15 protein-coding genes are annotated in these 16,816 nt (G+C 50.6%); 10 read left to right on the top strand and 5 right to left on the bottom strand.

Going from position 1 to position 16,816, the window contains the following annotated elements:
• Positions 1-118 precede the first annotated feature (118 nt).
• A complete protein-coding gene (locus A1WG_RS19960) occupies positions 119-373 on the top strand; it encodes a YkgJ family cysteine cluster protein (protein ID WP_001516722.1) in 255 nt (84 codons plus the stop codon).
• Here the strand turns inward: A1WG_RS19960 and setB are convergent.
• Complete coding sequence (gene setB, locus A1WG_RS19965; RefSeq protein WP_001516721.1) at positions 370-1,551, bottom strand: sugar efflux transporter SetB; 1,182 nt, start codon at positions 1,549-1,551, stop codon at positions 370-372. The two genes, A1WG_RS19960 and setB, sit on opposite strands and share 4 nt — an antisense overlap.
• 367 nt (positions 1,552-1,918) lie before the next feature.
• Between setB and fruB the strand changes: the two genes are divergently transcribed.
• The 6 genes from fruB to A1WG_RS19995 all read left to right on the top strand — a co-directional run bounded on the left by fruB (position 1,919) and on the right by A1WG_RS19995 (position 9,329).
• Entirely contained in the window at positions 1,919-3,049 is a 1,131-nt protein-coding gene (fruB, locus tag A1WG_RS19970; RefSeq protein ID WP_001516720.1) for a fused PTS fructose transporter subunit IIA/HPr protein, read from the top strand.
• A complete protein-coding gene (fruK, locus tag A1WG_RS19975) occupies positions 3,049-3,987 on the top strand; it encodes a 1-phosphofructokinase (protein ID WP_001516719.1) in 939 nt (312 codons plus the stop codon). Before fruB ends, fruK begins: the two co-directional genes overlap by 1 nt.
• A gap of 16 nt (positions 3,988-4,003) precedes the next feature.
• The gene (gene fruA, locus A1WG_RS19980; RefSeq protein WP_001516718.1) at positions 4,004-5,695 is read left to right on the top strand and encodes a PTS fructose transporter subunit IIBC; all 1,692 of its coding nucleotides are present in this window, start codon (positions 4,004-4,006) and stop codon (positions 5,693-5,695) included.
• A gap of 423 nt (positions 5,696-6,118) precedes the next feature.
• A complete protein-coding gene (locus A1WG_RS19985) occupies positions 6,119-7,060 on the top strand; it encodes a pseudouridine kinase (RefSeq protein WP_001516717.1) in 942 nt (313 codons plus the stop codon).
• Positions 7,048-7,986 carry a pseudouridine-5'-phosphate glycosidase gene (gene psuG, locus A1WG_RS19990; protein WP_001516716.1) on the top strand — a complete coding sequence of 313 codons (939 nt, stop codon included), beginning with the start codon at positions 7,048-7,050 and terminating at the stop codon, positions 7,984-7,986. The genes A1WG_RS19985 and psuG overlap by 13 nt, the downstream gene beginning before the upstream one ends.
• A gap of 92 nt (positions 7,987-8,078) precedes the next feature.
• Positions 8,079-9,329: a NupC/NupG family nucleoside CNT transporter gene (locus A1WG_RS19995; RefSeq protein ID WP_001516715.1), complete on the top strand. Its 1,251-nt coding sequence runs from the start codon at positions 8,079-8,081 to the stop codon at positions 9,327-9,329.
• A 71-nt stretch (positions 9,330-9,400) separates the two neighbouring features.
• On the opposite strand, the gene A1WG_RS20000 is transcribed toward A1WG_RS19995, so the two are convergent.
• A complete protein-coding gene (locus A1WG_RS20000) occupies positions 9,401-10,099 on the bottom strand; it encodes a transcriptional regulator YeiL (protein WP_001516714.1) in 699 nt (232 codons plus the stop codon).
• 129 nt (positions 10,100-10,228) lie between these two features.
• Between A1WG_RS20000 and rihB the strand changes: the two genes are divergently transcribed.
• Both rihB and A1WG_RS20010 read left to right on the top strand, forming a co-directional pair.
• Complete coding sequence (gene rihB / locus A1WG_RS20005; RefSeq protein ID WP_001516713.1) at positions 10,229-11,170, top strand: ribosylpyrimidine nucleosidase; 942 nt, start codon at positions 10,229-10,231, stop codon at positions 11,168-11,170.
• 99 nt (positions 11,171-11,269) lie between these two features.
• Complete coding sequence (locus tag A1WG_RS20010; protein WP_001516712.1) at positions 11,270-12,520, top strand: NupC/NupG family nucleoside CNT transporter; 1,251 nt, start codon at positions 11,270-11,272, stop codon at positions 12,518-12,520.
• A 106-nt stretch (positions 12,521-12,626) separates the two neighbouring features.
• Here A1WG_RS20010 and A1WG_RS20015 read toward each other — a convergent pair whose 3' ends face one another.
• From A1WG_RS20015 to A1WG_RS20025, 3 genes are all read right to left on the bottom strand, one after another.
• The gene (locus tag A1WG_RS20015; protein ID WP_001516711.1) at positions 12,627-13,715 is read right to left on the bottom strand and encodes a sugar kinase; all 1,089 of its coding nucleotides are present in this window, start codon (positions 13,713-13,715) and stop codon (positions 12,627-12,629) included.
• Between the two features lie 2 nt (positions 13,716-13,717).
• Positions 13,718-14,575 (bottom strand): deoxyribonuclease IV, encoded by an 858-nt coding sequence (gene nfo / locus A1WG_RS20020; RefSeq protein ID WP_000873880.1) that lies wholly within the window; start codon positions 14,573-14,575, stop codon positions 13,718-13,720.
• A gap of 73 nt (positions 14,576-14,648) precedes the next feature.
• Complete coding sequence (locus A1WG_RS20025; RefSeq protein ID WP_000182053.1) at positions 14,649-15,698, bottom strand: YeiH family protein; 1,050 nt, start codon at positions 15,696-15,698, stop codon at positions 14,649-14,651.
• 98 nt (positions 15,699-15,796) lie between these two features.
• On the opposite strand from A1WG_RS20025, the gene yieE reads away from it, so the two are divergent.
• Positions 15,797-16,678, top strand: coding sequence for a DNA-binding transcriptional regulator YeiE (gene yieE, locus A1WG_RS20030; RefSeq protein ID WP_000548304.1), 882 nt, complete (start codon positions 15,797-15,799; stop codon positions 16,676-16,678).
• Positions 16,679-16,816: the final 138 nt, after the last annotated feature.

Genomic DNA, 16,816 nt, shown 5'->3' with positions numbered 1-16,816 from the left:
GCGACAAACTACTCGCGACGGCCATTTCAGGCAAGAGGTATTCGCACTTTTGCTGGTGCAAAAAAGGTGGTACTGTGCGCGCTCATCAATCCGGTGGTTAACCTGAAGAGAACAATGTATGGAATGCCGTCCGGATTGCGGGGCGTGTTGTACCGCCCCCTCAATCTCCAGCCCTATTCCGGGTATGCCAGATGGCAAGCCCGCCAATACACCCTGCATTCAGCTCGATGAACAGCAACGCTGTAAAATTTTTACCTCGCCACTGCGCCCGAGAGTCTGCGCAGGCTTACAAGCCAGTGCAGAAATGTGCGGCAACACGCGTCAGCAGGCAATGACCTGGCTTATCGATCTGGAAATACTGACCGCGCCTTAAACATCTTTAATCCGCAGTAAGCAGAACAGGGTGGCGATAATCATCACCATCGCAAACCAGAACACTGCATGATAATTCCAGATCTCTGCGACTATTCCGGCTACTGAACCGGCGATAATCCAGCCCACACGTGATGTATTGGTATAGAGCGTGGTTGCTGAACCCGCCTGGCCGGGCATCAGATCCTGAAAATAGAGCATCCCAATACCGCCAAGAATACCGATAAAAATAGCATTCAGCATCTGTAAGCCCAACAGAATGACAGGTGAATGTGCCATCAGCATACCTGCGTAAAAACAGATGCCACCCACGGCTGCTACGCGCATCAAGAACCGCTTACCCAGACGTTTGGCAAAATAACCGGCAATTAACATCGTCGGGATTTCCAGCCCGGCGGCGGTCCCCATCATCACACCCGCCAGTTTTTCTGGAAGATGTAGTTCGTTAATAATAAATAGCGGCATGTTGATGATGTACAGGCTATTTGAACCCCACATCAACGTACAAATGACAAACAGCAATAGCGTATCGCGACGGTTACGCCGCGGTGCTTCAACCGTGCCGGTCGCCAGCGGAACCTCTTTTTGCATCGAGGGTAAAAACAGCCACACCATCACGCCGCAAACAATAAACGCTACCGCCGCGCTGAGATACATCACCGTAAAGCTGAAACCCATCGCTAAGGCATAAGCCAGCGGCGGGCCGATGACCCATGCCAGTGAAACCTGGGCGCGCAAAAAAGAGCTGAACATCACTGCTTCACGCCCGGTTTTATCGGCATGTTCACGGGCAAGAGCAAACATCTGCGGGTTGGCGGTAGAGCCAAAGCTGCTAAGAAAAACGCCGACAAACAACAGGATGAAGTAGTTGTGATTCCAGGCGAAAAGGGTGCAGGCCAGCACGCCTAACAGGCAGCAAAAGACAATCAGTGATTTACGATCGCCGCGCTTATCGGAGCGCCCGGCGAGAAACTGGCTGACCAGAATCCCGATGACGGCGCTGCCAGTAAAGAAGAATCCCACCATTGCCGGGCGGGCGTGTACCTCATCGGTAAGAAAAATACTGAGCGTTGGGGTTTGCAGAGCGCCTGCAATGCCGGTGAGAAAGGCAACAATTAAGAATGCCGTTGATGTCAGGTCAAACGATTTCGCGCTGGAGACTGCGGGGGAGTTATGCATGCTGGTCGATCACTGAAAGATGAAGACGCGGAGTTTACGCCGCTTGTCAGAAAATAAACAGTCAGTGAAATCAAACTCGCCATGAATAATCAAAATGCTATTTCACTCTTGTTGAACCTTTGCTGACGCTGCTGAAATGATCATGTTGATAACAAATTTCGCCATCAGCGATTCAGATTATCGGCAAAAAAATGTGCAGCACATCAAACTTTTGTACATAATTTAGCGCCATCCCTTGCGTGCTGAAACAGAAGTATTATGCTTTCTTGAAACGTTTCAGCGCGATCTTGTCTTTAACCCTAAGCCAGGTTAGCGCTTTTTTTCTCATAGAAGCTGAATCGTTTCAATTCAGCAAGAGAGGAGAACTATGTTCCAGTTATCCGTACAGGACATCCATCCGGGCGAAAAGGCCGGAGACAAAGAAGAGGCGATTCGCCAGGTCGCTGCGGCGCTGGTGCAGGCCGGTAATGTCGCTGAAGGCTACGTCAATGGCATGCTGGCGCGCGAACAGCAAACCTCAACGTTCCTCGGCAATGGTATTGCTATTCCACACGGCACCACCGACACCCGCGATCAGGTACTGAAAACCGGCGTTCAGGTGTTTCAGTTCCCGGAAGGCGTGACATGGGGTGAAGGTCAGGTGGCATATGTTGCTATCGGTATTGCCGCCAGCTCGGATGAACATCTGGGGCTGTTGCGTCAACTGACGCACGTCCTGAGCGATGATTCCGTTGCTGAACAACTGAAATTAGCCACCACTGCAGAAGAACTGCGCGCACTGCTGATGGGCGAAAAGCAGAGTGAACAGTTGAAGCTTGATAACGAAATGCTGACGCTGGATATCGTCGCCAGCGATTTGCTGACTCTTCAGGCGCTGAATGCTGCTCGTCTGAAAGAAGCGGGCGCGGTTGATACCGCTTTTGTTACCAAAGCCATCAATGAACAGCCGTTGAACCTCGGGCAGGGGATCTGGCTGAACGATAGTGCCGAAGGCAACCTGCGCAGCGCCATTGCGGTAAGCCGTGCGGCAAATGCTTTTGATGTTGAAGGCGAAACGGCAGCCATGCTGGTGAGTGTGGCGATGAATGACGATCAGCCAGTCGCGGTACTTAAGCGTCTGAGCGACCTGCTGATCGACAATAAGGCTGAACGTCTGTTGAAAGCTGATGCAGCAACGTTGCTGGCGCTGCTGACCAGCGATGATGTGCCGACCGACGACGTGTTAAGCGCGGAGTTTGTGGTGCGCAATGAACACGGCCTGCATGCCCGCCCAGGCACCATGCTGGTCAATACCATTAAACAATTTAACAGTGATATTACCGTGACAAACCTTGATGGCACCGGCAAACCGGCAAATGGACGTAGTCTAATGAAAGTTGTAGCACTTGGCGTTAAGAAAGGTCATCGCCTACGCTTTACCGCCCAGGGAGCAGATGCTGAACAGGCGCTGAAAGCCATTGGCGACGCCATCGCCGCCGGTCTTGGGGAGGGCGCGTAATGAGCAGACGTGTTGCTACGATCACCCTCAATCCGGCCTATGACCTTGTCGGTTTCTGCCCGGAAATTGAACGCGGCGAAGTGAACCTGGTGAAAACCACCGGTCTGCATGCAGCGGGTAAAGGCATCAACGTGGCCAAAGTTTTAAAAGACCTGGGGATTGATGTCACCGTTGGCGGCTTCCTCGGCAAAGACAATCAGGACGGTTTTCAGCAACTGTTCAGCGAGCTGGGCATTGCCAACCGTTTCCAGGTTGTCCAGGGGCGTACCCGCATTAACGTCAAGCTGACAGAAAAAGACGGTGAAGTCACCGATCTCAACTTCTCTGGTTTCGAAGTTACTCCAGCCGACTGGGAACGCTTTGTGACGGATTCTTTAAGCTGGCTTGGTCAGTTCGATATGGTCTGTGTCAGCGGTAGTTTACCGTCAGGTGTCAGCCCGGAAGCATTCACCGACTGGATGACTCGTCTGCGTAGTCAGTGTCCTTGCATTATCTTTGATAGTAGCCGTGAAGCGTTAGTGGCTGGTTTGAAAGCGGCACCATGGCTGGTGAAACCTAACCGCCGTGAGTTGGAAATCTGGGCGGGTCGTAAACTGCCTGAAATGAAAGATGTCATTGAAGCTGCACATGCGCTACGTGAACAAGGTATCGCGCATGTTGTAATTTCACTGGGTGCCGAAGGCGCGCTTTGGGTTAATGCCTCCGGCGAATGGATCGCCAAACCACCGGCAGTCGATGTCGTAAGCACCGTTGGCGCAGGGGATTCTATGGTTGGTGGCCTGATTTATGGCTTGCTAATGCGTGAATCCAGTGAACACACACTGCGTCTGGCGACGGCTGTTGCAGCCCTGGCGGTAAGTCAAAGTAATGTAGGTATTACCGATCGTCCGCAGTTGGCCGCAATGATGGCGCGCGTCGACTTACAACCTTTTAACTGACAGCAGGAGAGGCATAATGAAAACGCTGCTGATTATTGACGCTAATCTCGGTCAGGCACGCGCCTATATGGCGAAGACCCTGCTGGGCGCGGCGGCGCGAAAAGCAAAACTGGAAATCATCGATAATCCTAACGACGCTGAAATGGCGATTGTTCTTGGTGATTCCATCCCGAACGATAGCGCGCTGAACGGTAAAAATGTCTGGCTGGGCGATATTTCCCGGGCCGTCGCGCATCCGGAGCTGTTCCTGAGCGAAGCCAAAGGCCATGCGAAACCTTACACTGCGCCGGTAGCTGCTACAGCACCGGTTGCAGCCAGCGGCCCGAAACGCGTGGTTGCGGTTACTGCTTGCCCAACCGGCGTGGCACACACCTTTATGGCGGCTGAAGCTATTGAAACTGAAGCGAAAAAACGCGGTTGGTGGGTGAAAGTTGAAACCCGTGGCTCTGTTGGTGCGGGGAATGCCATCACGCCTGAAGAAGTGGCGGCAGCGGATTTGGTGATTGTGGCGGCAGACATTGAAGTCGATCTGGCAAAATTTGCCGGTAAACCCATGTACCGCACTTCTACCGGACTGGCGCTGAAGAAAACGGCGCAGGAGCTGGATAAAGCGGTTGCTGAAGCGACGCCTTATGAGCCAGCAGGTAAAGCCCAAACGGCAAGCTCTGAAGCTAAGAAAGAGAGTGCAGGCGCGTATCGTCACCTGTTGACGGGCGTTTCTTACATGTTGCCGATGGTGGTTGCTGGCGGTCTGTGTATCGCGCTTTCTTTTGCTTTTGGTATTGAAGCATTTAAAGAGCAAGGGACGCTTGCTGCGGCGCTGATGCAGATTGGCGGCGGTTCAGCTTTTGCGCTGATGGTTCCGGTACTGGCGGGTTATATTGCCTTCTCTATTGCCGATCGTCCGGGGCTTACTCCGGGTCTGATTGGCGGTATGCTGGCGGTCAGCACCGGTTCTGGCTTCATTGGCGGTATTATTGCGGGTTTCCTGGCCGGTTACATTGCGAAGTTAATCAGTACGCAACTGAAACTGCCACAGAGTATGGAGGCGCTAAAACCGATTCTGATCATTCCGCTAGTTTCCAGTCTGGTGGTGGGTCTGGCGATGATCTACCTGATCGGTAAACCGGTTGCTGGCATCCTCGAAGGCCTGACCCACTGGCTGCAAACTATGGGGACTGCGAATGCGGTTCTGCTGGGGGCGATCCTCGGTGGAATGATGTGTACTGACATGGGCGGTCCGGTAAACAAAGCGGCGTACGCGTTTGGTGTGGGTCTGCTGAGTACTCAAACCTATGGCCCGATGGCGGCGATTATGGCGGCAGGTATGGTGCCACCGCTGGCAATGGGGCTGGCTACGATGGTGGCACGTCGCAAATTCGACAAAGCGCAGCAGGAAGGCGGTAAAGCGGCTCTGGTTCTGGGACTGTGCTTTATTTCTGAAGGTGCAATTCCGTTTGCCGCCCGCGATCCGATGCGAGTACTGCCGTGCTGTATCGTTGGTGGGGCGCTGACTGGTGCAATCTCTATGGCGATTGGTGCGAAACTGATGGCGCCGCACGGTGGTCTGTTTGTTCTGCTGATCCCTGGCGCAATTACGCCGGTTCTGGGATACCTGGTGGCAATCATTGCCGGTACGCTGGTGGCAGGTTTGGCCTATGCTTTCCTGAAACGTCCGGAAGTGGACGCTGTAGCGAAAACAGCATAATAAAACGTGAACTGCAGGGCAGGAATTTTCTGCCCTGTATCCGTTGATGACCGCAAGATAAGTGAAAAGTGTTTGAAATTAATTCTATGAATTTAAATGGTTTTTACTTCAAATAGAAACCTGAACCTCTCATCAAACAGCAACGTCATTTTCTCAAGGGCAGATTAATTTCTGCCCTTTTTTATTGTTTCAGTTCTGTGCATTACTTCACAATTTCTTCGCTTTTTCTAAAACCGCCAATAATAGAGTTTTGTGAGCCTGCTCAAATCTGCTCATTTTGCCCCTCTGGCAGTAATTTACTTTAAGTAAAACAAGCATACTATGAGCACATGTTTAAATATGAACATATGTTTAAACGGTCTTTGCAGTACCTATATTCTTGTGGATTGACAGGGTTGGTAATTTTTTACCAGAGGACGTGCTATGCGCGAAAAGGAATATGTCGTAATTATAGGTTCGGCTAATATTGATGTCGCCGGATATTCACATGGATCATTAAATTATGCGGATTCAAATCCTGGGAAAATAAAATTTACCCCCGGTGGCGTAGGGCGCAATATTTCACAAAACCTGGCGTTGCTGGGGAAAAAATCCTGGCTACTGAGCGCCGTAGGAAGTGATTTTTATGGTCAATCGCTCCTGACACAAACTAATCAGTCCGGTGTTTATGTCGATAAATGCCTTATTGTGCCAGGGGAAAATACCTCAAGTTATTTATCTCTACTCGATAATACCGGCGAAATGCTGGTTGCTATAAATGATATGAATATTAGCAACTGTATTTCAGCGGAGTTCCTCTCACAGCACCGTGATTTTATTCAAGGGGCAAAGGTCATTGTCGCAGACTGTAATATCAGTGAAGAGGCGCTGATCTGGCTCCTGGATAACGCCGCCGACGCACCTGTATTTGTCGATCCTGTTTCAGCATGGAAATGCGTCAAAGTACGCGAACGGTTAAAGCAGATCCATACACTGAAGCCAAACCGTCTGGAAGCGGAAACCCTGAGCGGTATTGCCCTTTCGGGGCGTGAAGATGTGGCGAAAGTTGCCGCCTGGTTCCATCAAAATGGCCTGAACCGACTGGTTCTGAGCATGGGCGGTGACGGTGTTTATTACAGCGATATCCGCGGTGAAAGCGGCTGGTCTGCGCCGATTAAAACCAATGTCGTCAATGTTACCGGAGCGGGCGATGCCATGATGGCGGGACTTGCTTCGTGCTGGGTAGACGGGATGCCGTTTGCCGAATCCGTTCGTTTTGCACAGGGATGTTCGTCAATGGCGCTCTCCTGTGAATACACCAATAACCCTGATTTATCGGTTGCCAACGTTATATCGTTAGTGGAGAACGCAGAATGTCTGAATTAAAAATTTCCCCGGAGTTATTACAGATTTCCCCGGAAGTGCAGGATGCTTTAAAAAACAAAAAACCGGTTGTGGCGCTGGAGTCGACCATTATTTCTCACGGTATGCCGTTTCCACAAAATGCCCAGACTGCAATTGAAGTAGAAGAAACTATTCGTCAACAGGGAGCCGTACCAGCCACTATCGCTATTATTGGCGGTGTGATGAAAGTAGGCTTAAGCAAAGAAGAAATTGAATTACTGGGGCGTGAAGGACATAACGTAACCAAAGTTAGCCGTCGCGATTTACCTTTTGTTGTTGCGGCCGGAAAAAATGGCGCTACTACTGTTGCTTCAACCATGATTATTGCGGCGCTTGCCGGAATTAAGGTATTTGCCACCGGCGGTATTGGTGGGGTACATCGTGGCGCGGAACAGACATTCGATATTTCTGCCGATTTACAGGAATTGGCGCATACCAATGTTACCGTGGTTTGTGCCGGAGCGAAATCTATTCTCGATTTAGGTTTAACCACCGAATATTTAGAAACCTTCGGTGTGCCGTTAATTGGTTATCAGACCAAAGCATTACCGGCATTTTTCTGCCGCACCAGTCCGTTTGAGGTCAGCATCCGTCTCGATAGCGCCAGCGAAATTGCCCGTGCGATGGCAGTGAAATGGCAAAGTGGTCTGAACGGTGGCCTGGTGGTGGCGAACCCGATCCCGGAACAGTTTGCGATGCCGGAAGAAAGTATTAACGCTGCAATTGATCAGGCCGTTGCCGAAGCTGAAGAGCAAGGTGTAATCGGTAAAGAGAGTACGCCGTTCCTGCTGGCGCGAGTTGCTGAACTGACCGGCGGCGATAGCCTGAAATCTAACATCCAGTTGGTGTTTAACAATGCCATTCTGGCGAGCGAAATTGCCAAAGAATATCAACGTCTCGTGGGTTAATTTCTGACGGGTAGAAAGCCGTCGCCCGTACTTATCATACATACCGAAACCTGGCGTTGACGCCGGGTTTACTGGCATGAAGGGAAATCATTATGGATATAATGAGAAGTGTTGTGGGGATGGTGGTATTGCTGGCAATCGCGTTTTTGTTGTCAGTGAATAAAAAAAGCATCAGTTTACGCACCGTAGGTGCCGCGCTGCTGCTGCAAATCGCCATTGGCGGCATTATGCTCTATTTTCCGCCGGGAAAATGGGCGGTAGAGCAGGCGGCGTTAGGCGTACATAAAGTCATGTCCTACAGTGACGCCGGCAGCGCCTTCATTTTTGGCTCGCTGGTGGGGCCGAAAATGGATGTCCTGTTTGATGGCGCAGGCTTTATTTTCGCCTTTCGCGTACTTCCGGCGATTATTTTCGTTACCGCACTCATCAGTTTGCTGTACTACATTGGTGTGATGGGACTGCTGATCCGTATTCTTGGTAGTATCTTTCAGAAAGCCCTTAACATCAGCAAAATCGAATCATTTGTTGCGGTCACCACCATTTTCCTCGGGCAAAATGAGATCCCGGCGATCGTTAAACCGTTTATTGATCGCATGAATCGCAACGAGTTGTTTACCGCAATTTGTAGCGGCATGGCATCTATTGCCGGTTCGATGATGATTGGTTATGCCGGAATGGGCGTGCCGATTGACTATCTGTTAGCAGCATCGCTGATGGCTATCCCTGGCGGGATCTTGTTTGCGCGTATTCTTAGCCCGGCGACGGAATCTTCGCAGGTGACATTTGAAAACCTGTCATTCAGCGAGACGCCGCCAAAAAGCTTTATCGAAGCGGCGGCGAACGGTGCGATGACCGGGTTGAAAATCGCCGCAGGTGTGGCGACGGTAGTAATGGCATTTGTCGCAATTATTGCGCTGATCAATGGCATTATCGGCGGTATTGGCGGCTGGTTTGGTTTTGCCAATGCCTCTCTGGAAAGTATTTTTGGCTATGTGCTGGCACCGCTGGCGTGGATCATGGGGGTTGACTGGAGTGATGCCAACCTTGCGGGGAGTTTGATTGGGCAGAAACTGGCGATTAATGAATTTGTCGCTTACCTGAGTTTCTCGCCCTATCTGCAAACGGGCGGCACGCTGGACGTGAAGACCGTGGCGATTATCTCCTTTGCGCTTTGTGGTTTTGCTAACTTCGGCTCTATCGGTGTTGTCGTTGGGGCGTTCTCGGCTATTTCGCCAAAACGTGCGCCCGAAATCGCTCAGCTTGGTTTACGGGCGCTGGCAGCCGCGACGCTCTCCAACCTGATGAGTGCGACAATTGCCGGGTTCTTTATTGGCCTGGCGTAATGCTCGATTCGTAGGCCGAATAATACGCATCAAGCGTCGCATCCGGCAATCGCGCAGCATTCAAATAATTTTTACTGCATCATCCCGGAGAGTTTATTCTCCGGGTCCATCTCCCGCGCCAGCTCTAACAACTGCTTTCTGTTTTTAATTAAATATCCTTTCTTATTTTTAATTAATAAACCATCGTGAATGAATTGTGCGAGAACATATAACAGGTGTCGATAAGAAACACCCAGATACTCTGCCGCCTGGGTATGCTTTTCGTGATAAAGATCACCTTCCTGCGAGAGTAATATAAATGCGGCCAAGCGATTCACTAACGGAAATGATTGATTCTGCGTTAAAGAAACAATATTGCGATAATTTTTATGGCTTAAGCTGACGCAGAGTTTTCGTAAAAATAGTGTGTCGTTTAATAACAGCGGACGGTAATTTTTCATGGGAAGCGCAATACACCAACACTCTTCAATAGCCTGCACCGCGCGCGGTTTATGGTCTTTATCGATTAACTCAATCTCGCCAATAAAACAGGGTGCGGCAAAGAAATCGATCAGCGACACCCGACCATTAGCAAGCGTGGCGTAGAGTCTGGCGCGGCCTCGCGTCAGGTAAAACAGCCATGACGGCTGTTGTCCTTCCTGCACAATGTAGTCACGCGCTAAAAAATGAAACAGCCGCGTGTCCACTGAAACATCCGTTGCAAAGCACACCTTAAATGCGGATTCGTCAATTAATTGCTGCTTAAGATCATTATTGTGGATTTCTTTCACGATGTTTACTCGCTATGAGATTTCTCATATTTAGCATACGTACGCTGTTGTTAAGATTCAATTATCGGCCCGATTGAATTTTCTTTGCTGTAGAAAAAATAACGCAACTTGAAACAGAGGGAATAAACAATGGAAAAAAGAAAAATTATCCTGGATTGTGATCCGGGTCATGATGACGCTATTGCAATAATGATGGCAGCGAAACATCCGGCGATTGATTTATTAGGTATTACCATTGTGGCCGGTAATCAAACCCTCAATAAGACATTAATTAATGGTCTGAATGTTTGTCAGAAACTGGAGATTAATGTTCCGGTTTATGCGGGGATGCCGCAGCCGATTATGCGCAAACAAATCGTTGCCGATAATATTCACGGTGAAACCGGACTGGATGGCCCGGTATTCGAGCCGCTGACCCGTAAAGCTGAAAGCACCCATGCGGTGAAATACATCATCGATACCCTGATGGCAAGCGATGGCGATATCACTCTGGTGCCGGTTGGTCCACTTTCAAACATCGCGGTGGCAATGCGGATGCAGCCTGCAATTCTGTCGAAAATCCGTGAAATTGTGCTAATGGGCGGCGCTTACGGTACAGGTAACTTTACGCCGTCTGCCGAGTTCAACATCTTTGCTGATCCGGAAGCCGCACGCGTAGTGTTCACCTCCGGCGTTCCGTTGGTGATGATGGGCCTCGATCTCACTAACCAGACCGTTTGCACCCCGGATGTGATTGCGCGGATGGAAAGGGCAGGTGGCCCTGCCGGTGAACTGTTCAGTGACATCATGAATTTCACCCTCAAAACTCAGTTCGAAAATTATGGTCTGGCTGGTGGCCCGGTGCATGACGCCACCTGCATTGGCTATCTGATTAACCCTGATGGCATTAAAACCCAGGAAATGTATGTCGAAGTAGACGTCAACAGCGGCCCTTGTTACGGGCGTACCGTCTGCGACGAACTGGGTGTTCTCGGCAAGCCCGCTAATACCAAAGTCGGCATCACAATTGATACCGACTGGTTCTGGGGATTAGTCGAAGAATGCGTTCGCGGCTACATCAAAACCCATTAAGTGTTGATAGCAAGTCGGGCCTGTATCGCAAGGTGCAAGCCCGGCTATTTATAATGGGCAGAAAGCCGTCGCCCAAAATGACATGAAGAGATAATAACTATGGATGTCATGAGAAGTGTTCTGGGAATGGTGGTATTGCTGACGATTGCGTTTTTGCTGTCGGTGAATAAGAAGAAGATCAGCCTGAGAACCGTCGGCGCGGCGCTGGTATTACAGGTCGTGATTGGCGGTATTATGCTTTGGCTTCCGCCTGGACGTTGGGTTGCAGAAAAGGTCGCTTTTGGTGTCCATAAAGTGATGGCGTACAGCGATGCGGGTAGTGCCTTCATCTTCGGTTCTCTGGTTGGGCCGAAAATGGACACCCTGTTTGATGGCGCAGGATTTATCTTTGGTTTCAGGGTATTACCGGCAATTATCTTCGTTACTGCACTGGTGAGTATTCTTTACTACATTGGCGTGATGGGGATCTTAATTCGTATTCTTGGCGGTATATTCCAGAAAGCTTTACATATCAGCAAGATTGAGTCATTTGTTGCTGTCACCACCATTTTCCTCGGGCAAAACGAAATTCCGGCGATCGTGAAGCCATTTATTGATCGTCTGAATCGCAATGAATTATTTACGGCGATTTGTAGTGGCATGGCCTCAATTGCCGGTTCGACGATGATTGGGTACGCTGCACTGGGCGTGCCAGTGGAATATCTGCTGGCGGCATCGTTAATGGCGATCCCCGGCGGGATCTTGTTTGCTCGCTTGTTAAGCCCGGCTACGGAATCTTCGCAAGTTTCCTTTAATAACCTCTCTTTCACCGAAACACCGCCAAAAAGCATTATTGAAGCCGCTGCTACAGGGGCAATGACCGGGCTGAAAATCGCCGCAGGTGTAGCGACTGTGGTGATGGCATTTGTCGCCATCATTGCGTTGATTAACGGTATTATCGGCGGTGTTAGCGGTTGGTTTGGTTTTGAAAATGCCTCGCTGGAGTCCATTTTAGGTTACCTGCTGGCTCCGCTGGCGTGGGTGATGGGGGTTGACTGGAGTGATGCCAACCTTGCGGGAAGTTTGATTGGGCAGAAACTGGCGATTAACGAATTTGTCGCTTACCTGAGTTTCTCACCGTATTTGCAAACCGCAGGCACTCTGGATGCTAAAACCGTAGCGATTATTTCTTTTGCGCTGTGCGGTTTCGCTAACTTTGGTTCTATCGGCGTGGTGGTTGGCGCATTTTCTGCGGTTGCGCCGCACCGTGCGCCGGAAATCGCCCAACTTGGTTTACGGGCGCTGGCGGCGGCGACGCTCTCCAACCTGATGAGTGCGACCATTGCCGGGTTCTTTATTGGTTTAGCTTGAGTGTCATTGCCTGATGCGCAAGCTTATCAGGCCTACATTTACTTGCTGAAATTGCCTGATTTGTAGGCCGGATAAGACGCGTCAAGCGTCGCATCCGGCAACATTGTTACACCATTGGCACTAATGAAAGCGCGTTATCGGCAGACAGAGTCGGGTTGTTTATGTTGCCGCTGGCGCGCGAAATTGCCGCGCAGGCCATCGCAAAACGGGCGCTATCGCGAAAACTGCTTCCTTCCAGAAAGCTATACACCAGTCCCGCCATAAAACCATCGTCGGCGCCAAAACTGTCTACCGTCGTATGTTTTGGTGCAGTCAGTAAAAATTGCTCGCCATCCTTTTCGCTGCAATAAACTGACTCATCGGGCAAATAAACAAACAGTTTCTGAACACCTTGCTGATGCAACGCATTCACTGCGGCATTACGGTCAGCATCGCTGGTGATCGCCTGTCCCCATAAAATTTCCAGTTCCTGCAAAGTCGGTTTCAGGGTGTGAATATGTGCCAGCCAGTGTTTGATTTTTCCTGCTTTAAATTCCGAAACGGTATCGACAAACACCGGAATTTCATCGGCAAGGGTAAAGACCCACTCCAGCGCCTCAGCAGTCAGGTTACAATCAGCCAGTACCACGCCCGCATGGCGAAGTAAATCACGCGACCCGTTCAGTAATTGCGGCGTCAATTGATCCAGAAGATGGGTATCGTTTATCGCCAGCACGGTTTCATCGTCTTGATTGGCAATCGCGAGATACGTTGACGTACTTTGACCGTGTAAACGAACGCAGCCTGAGACATTCACTCCGGCACGGCGCGTCTCTTCTAAGAGCATTTCGCCATAAAAGTCATCGCCAATCACCGAGAGTAAATGCACGTCACGGCCCAGTAGTGCCAGATTGTGGGCGATATTGCGCCCGACGCCGCCAGCCGAGCAATGAATTGTACCGGGATTAGAGGCCGCTTGCGGATAACGGATATCCGCCATCCCGCGAATATCCATATTGATTGTCCCCACCACCACACAGTATTCCTGCTCGGTGAGAATGTAACCTTTGCCTTTAATCAGGCCTTTGCGCATTAAATCCATAATATGCGCCGCTACGCGCGAACGGCTGATTTGCAGCATATCAGCAATTTCATTCTGTTGGATCAGCGGGTTACGCCGCAAAATTGCAAGGATCTCCTTCTCCCGGTTATTCATTTTCAGGCTACCGCTTTTTCAGTTTGTTGCGCTTTCAGCCAGGCGATTTCTTCCGCCCAGATATCCGGGTTAATGGTTTCGAGGATCAGCGGAATACCGTCGAAGCGATCATCCTGCATGATCCAGCGGAAAGCATCATGGCCAATATTACCTTCACCAAGACTGTGATGGCGGTCAACGCGGCTACCAAAGGTGCTTTTCGCATCGTTGAGGTGCATCCCGCGCAGATACTTAAAGCCGACAATACGGGCAAAATCTGCGAACGTTTTCTCGCATTCGGCAGGGGTACGCAAATCATATCCGGCAGCAAAAGCATGGCAGGTATCAATGCAAACGCCGACGCGGGATTTATCTTCCACGCCGTCGATAATCGCCGCGAGATGTTCGAACTTAAATCCTAAGTTGCTGCCCTGACCGGCGGTATTTTCTATCACCGCCGTCACACCTTGTGTTTTATCCAGCGCAATGTTGATAGATTCGGCAATGCGCGCCAGGCAATCCTCTTCTGAAATTTGCATCAGGTGACTACCGGGGTGGAAGTTGAGCAAAGAGAGACCCAGTTGTTCGCAACGCTGCATTTCATCTATAAACGCATCGCGCGACTTTTCCAGGGCTTCTGCGACCGGATGGCCAAGGTTAATCAGATAACTGTCGTGGGGAAGAATTTGCGCCGACGTGTAGTGATACTTTTCGCAGGCGGCTTTGAATTCATCGATGGTTTGCGTCGTGAGCGGTGCAGCACGCCACTGACGTTGATTTTTGGTGAACAAGGCAAACGCGGTTGCGTCGATTTCGGCGGCGCGAATTGCGGCATTTGCCAGACCGCCAGCAGCACTAACGTGCGCTCCAATGTATTTCATGCGAGGACTCCTGTTAAACCCGCTGGAGGAAAACGGTAATCATAGCGGGTTAACAGGAGCAAGATGTAGTGGTTTATGCGATGACGCTTTGAATCACATAGTTAATTGCACCACCACCAACAATCAGCCAGGCAAACAGTACCAGTGCCATCAGCAGAGGTTTCGCCCCGGCTTTTTTCAGCGCGCTGACGTGAGTGGTCAGACCCAGCGCCGCCATCGCCATTGCCAGCAGGAAGGTATCCAGCGTTACCAGCATGTTCACCACGCTCTGCGGTAACAGGTGGAACGAGTTAAAGATGGCAACTACGATGAACAAGATGGCAAACCACGGAATGGTGATTTTGCTTTTCTCGCCGCTGTTCGCCCCAGATAGCTGTTTAACACGTGCAGCCAGCAGAATAAGGAACGGAGCCAGCATCATCACGCGCAGCATTTTGGAAATAACTGCTGCGTTTTCTGCATCCGGGCTGATGGCATGACCTGCCGCCACCACCTGCGCCACTTCGTGCACAGTAGAACCAATGTAGATACCGAAAGTTTCCGGGCTAAACCATTGAGACATCAGCGGATATATCGCCGGGTAGAGGAAAATCGCGACGGTCCCGAAGATAACAACGGTTGCAACAGCCACGGTTACTTTACTGGCTTCCGCTTTCACTACCGGCTCAGTTGCCAGTACCGCAGCGGCACCACAAATACTGCTACCGGCACCAATCAACCAACTGGTGTGCTTATCCAGGCCAAACACTTTCTGCCCCAGGAAGCAAGCCAGCAGGAAGGTACTGGACAGCGTCAGCACGTCAATGATGATCCCACTGATACCGACATCGGCAATTTGCGAGAACGTCAGACGGAAGCCATAAAGAATGATACCCAGACGTAATAAATATTGCTTGGCAAACAGCACGCCACCGTCACAGCTTTTCCAGATGTGCGGATAGATGGTGTTGCCTAAAACCATCCCCAACAAGATTGCGAGGGTGAGGGCACTAAACCCGGCACCCGCAACGGCGGGAATGGAACCACCCCACAGGGCGACCCCGGTGATAACTGCACTCAGGGCTAACCCCGGAATAAAATGCCACAGTGTACGATGTTGTTTCTGTAAGGTGATATTCGTCATAACCCTCTCCTTTAACCGGGCATAAGGTTACGTCTAACTGGTTTAAAAATAAAATTGATTATATATTTATAATTAATCTTTATAAGTGGTAAGCGACTATGCACATCACCCTCCGACAGTTGGAAGTTTTTGCAGAAGTATTGAAAAGTGGATCCACCACCCAGGCGTCGGTGATGCTGGCGTTGTCGCAATCAGCAGTGAGCGCAGCCTTGACCGACCTGGAAGGGCAGCTTGGCGTGCAACTGTTTGATCGCGTGGGGAAAAGACTGGTTGTTAATGAACACGGACGGCTGCTTTATCCGCGCGCGCTGGCGCTGCTGGAACAGGCTGTTGAAATTGAACAACTGTTTCGCGAAGACAACGGCGCGATTCGTGTCTATGCCAGTAGCACCATCGGCAATTACATTTTACCCGCTGTTATCGCCCGTTATCGCCATGATTACCCGCAGTTGCCGATTGAACTTAGCGTTGGTAACAGCCAGGACGTGATGCAGGCGGTGCTGGATTTCCGCGTTGATATTGGCTTTATTGAAGGGCCGTGCCACAGCACTGAAATCATTTCTGAACCTTGGCTGGAAGACGAACTGGTGGTTTTCGCTTCGCCAACCTCGCCGCTTGCTCATGGTCCGGTCACCTTAGAACAGCTTGCTGCCGCACCGTGGATCCTGCGTGAACGCGGTTCTGGTACGCGGGAGATTGTCGACTATCTGTTACTGTCGCATCTGCCGAAGTTTGAGATGGCGATGGAGTTGGGAAACTCCGAGGCCATCAAACATGCTGTGCGTCACGGACTGGGGATTAGCTGCCTGTCGCGACGGGTGATTGAAGAGCAATTACAGGCTGGCTCTTTACGTGAAGTTGCTGTCCCGCTGCCGCGCCTGATGCGCACGCTGTGGCGTATTCATCATCGGCAAAAACACCTTTCCAACGCGTTAATGCGCTTTCTGGACTACTGCAATCCTGCCAATTTACCGCGTTAAGTTGCTGTACAGGAACATGCTGGCGCTGTGTCGATTTCGTGACGCAGCGCCAGCGTCAGGCATTCGCCAGAAAAGAGATTGGCTGCTTTACTTATAATTCCTGGGCGATCATGAAGGTCTCTTATAAAAGCGCATTTC

The sequence above is a fragment of the Escherichia sp. KTE96 genome (assembly GCF_000408525.1).
Taxonomy (GTDB): domain Bacteria; phylum Pseudomonadota; class Gammaproteobacteria; order Enterobacterales; family Enterobacteriaceae; genus Escherichia; species Escherichia marmotae.
This window is presented reverse-complemented; position numbering and strand designations above follow the sequence as displayed.

What these genes read in the sequence shown, in the direction of transcription:
- A1WG_RS20010 (WP_001516712.1), top strand. Translation starts at nt 11,270, where the DNA reads ATGGATGTCATGAGAAGTGTTCTGGGAATGGTGGTATTGCTGACGATT.
- A1WG_RS19985 (WP_001516717.1), top strand. Translation starts at nt 6,119, where the DNA reads ATGCGCGAAAAGGAATATGTCGTAATTATAGGTTCGGCTAATATTGAT.
- A1WG_RS19960 (WP_001516722.1), top strand. Translation starts at nt 119, where the DNA reads ATGGAATGCCGTCCGGATTGCGGGGCGTGTTGTACCGCCCCCTCAATC.
- nfo (WP_000873880.1), bottom strand. Translation starts at nt 14,575, where the DNA reads ATGAAATACATTGGAGCGCACGTTAGTGCTGCTGGCGGTCTGGCAAAT.
- A1WG_RS20025 (WP_000182053.1), bottom strand. Translation starts at nt 15,698, where the DNA reads ATGACGAATATCACCTTACAGAAACAACATCGTACACTGTGGCATTTT.
- setB (WP_001516721.1), bottom strand. Translation starts at nt 1,551, where the DNA reads ATGCATAACTCCCCCGCAGTCTCCAGCGCGAAATCGTTTGACCTGACA.
- A1WG_RS20015 (WP_001516711.1), bottom strand. Translation starts at nt 13,715, where the DNA reads ATGAATAACCGGGAGAAGGAGATCCTTGCAATTTTGCGGCGTAACCCG.
- psuG (WP_001516716.1), top strand. Translation starts at nt 7,048, where the DNA reads ATGTCTGAATTAAAAATTTCCCCGGAGTTATTACAGATTTCCCCGGAA.
- rihB (WP_001516713.1), top strand. Translation starts at nt 10,229, where the DNA reads ATGGAAAAAAGAAAAATTATCCTGGATTGTGATCCGGGTCATGATGAC.
- fruK (WP_001516719.1), top strand. Translation starts at nt 3,049, where the DNA reads ATGAGCAGACGTGTTGCTACGATCACCCTCAATCCGGCCTATGACCTT.
- A1WG_RS19995 (WP_001516715.1), top strand. Translation starts at nt 8,079, where the DNA reads ATGGATATAATGAGAAGTGTTGTGGGGATGGTGGTATTGCTGGCAATC.
- yieE (WP_000548304.1), top strand. Translation starts at nt 15,797, where the DNA reads ATGCACATCACCCTCCGACAGTTGGAAGTTTTTGCAGAAGTATTGAAA.
- fruA (WP_001516718.1), top strand. Translation starts at nt 4,004, where the DNA reads ATGAAAACGCTGCTGATTATTGACGCTAATCTCGGTCAGGCACGCGCC.
- fruB (WP_001516720.1), top strand. Translation starts at nt 1,919, where the DNA reads ATGTTCCAGTTATCCGTACAGGACATCCATCCGGGCGAAAAGGCCGGA.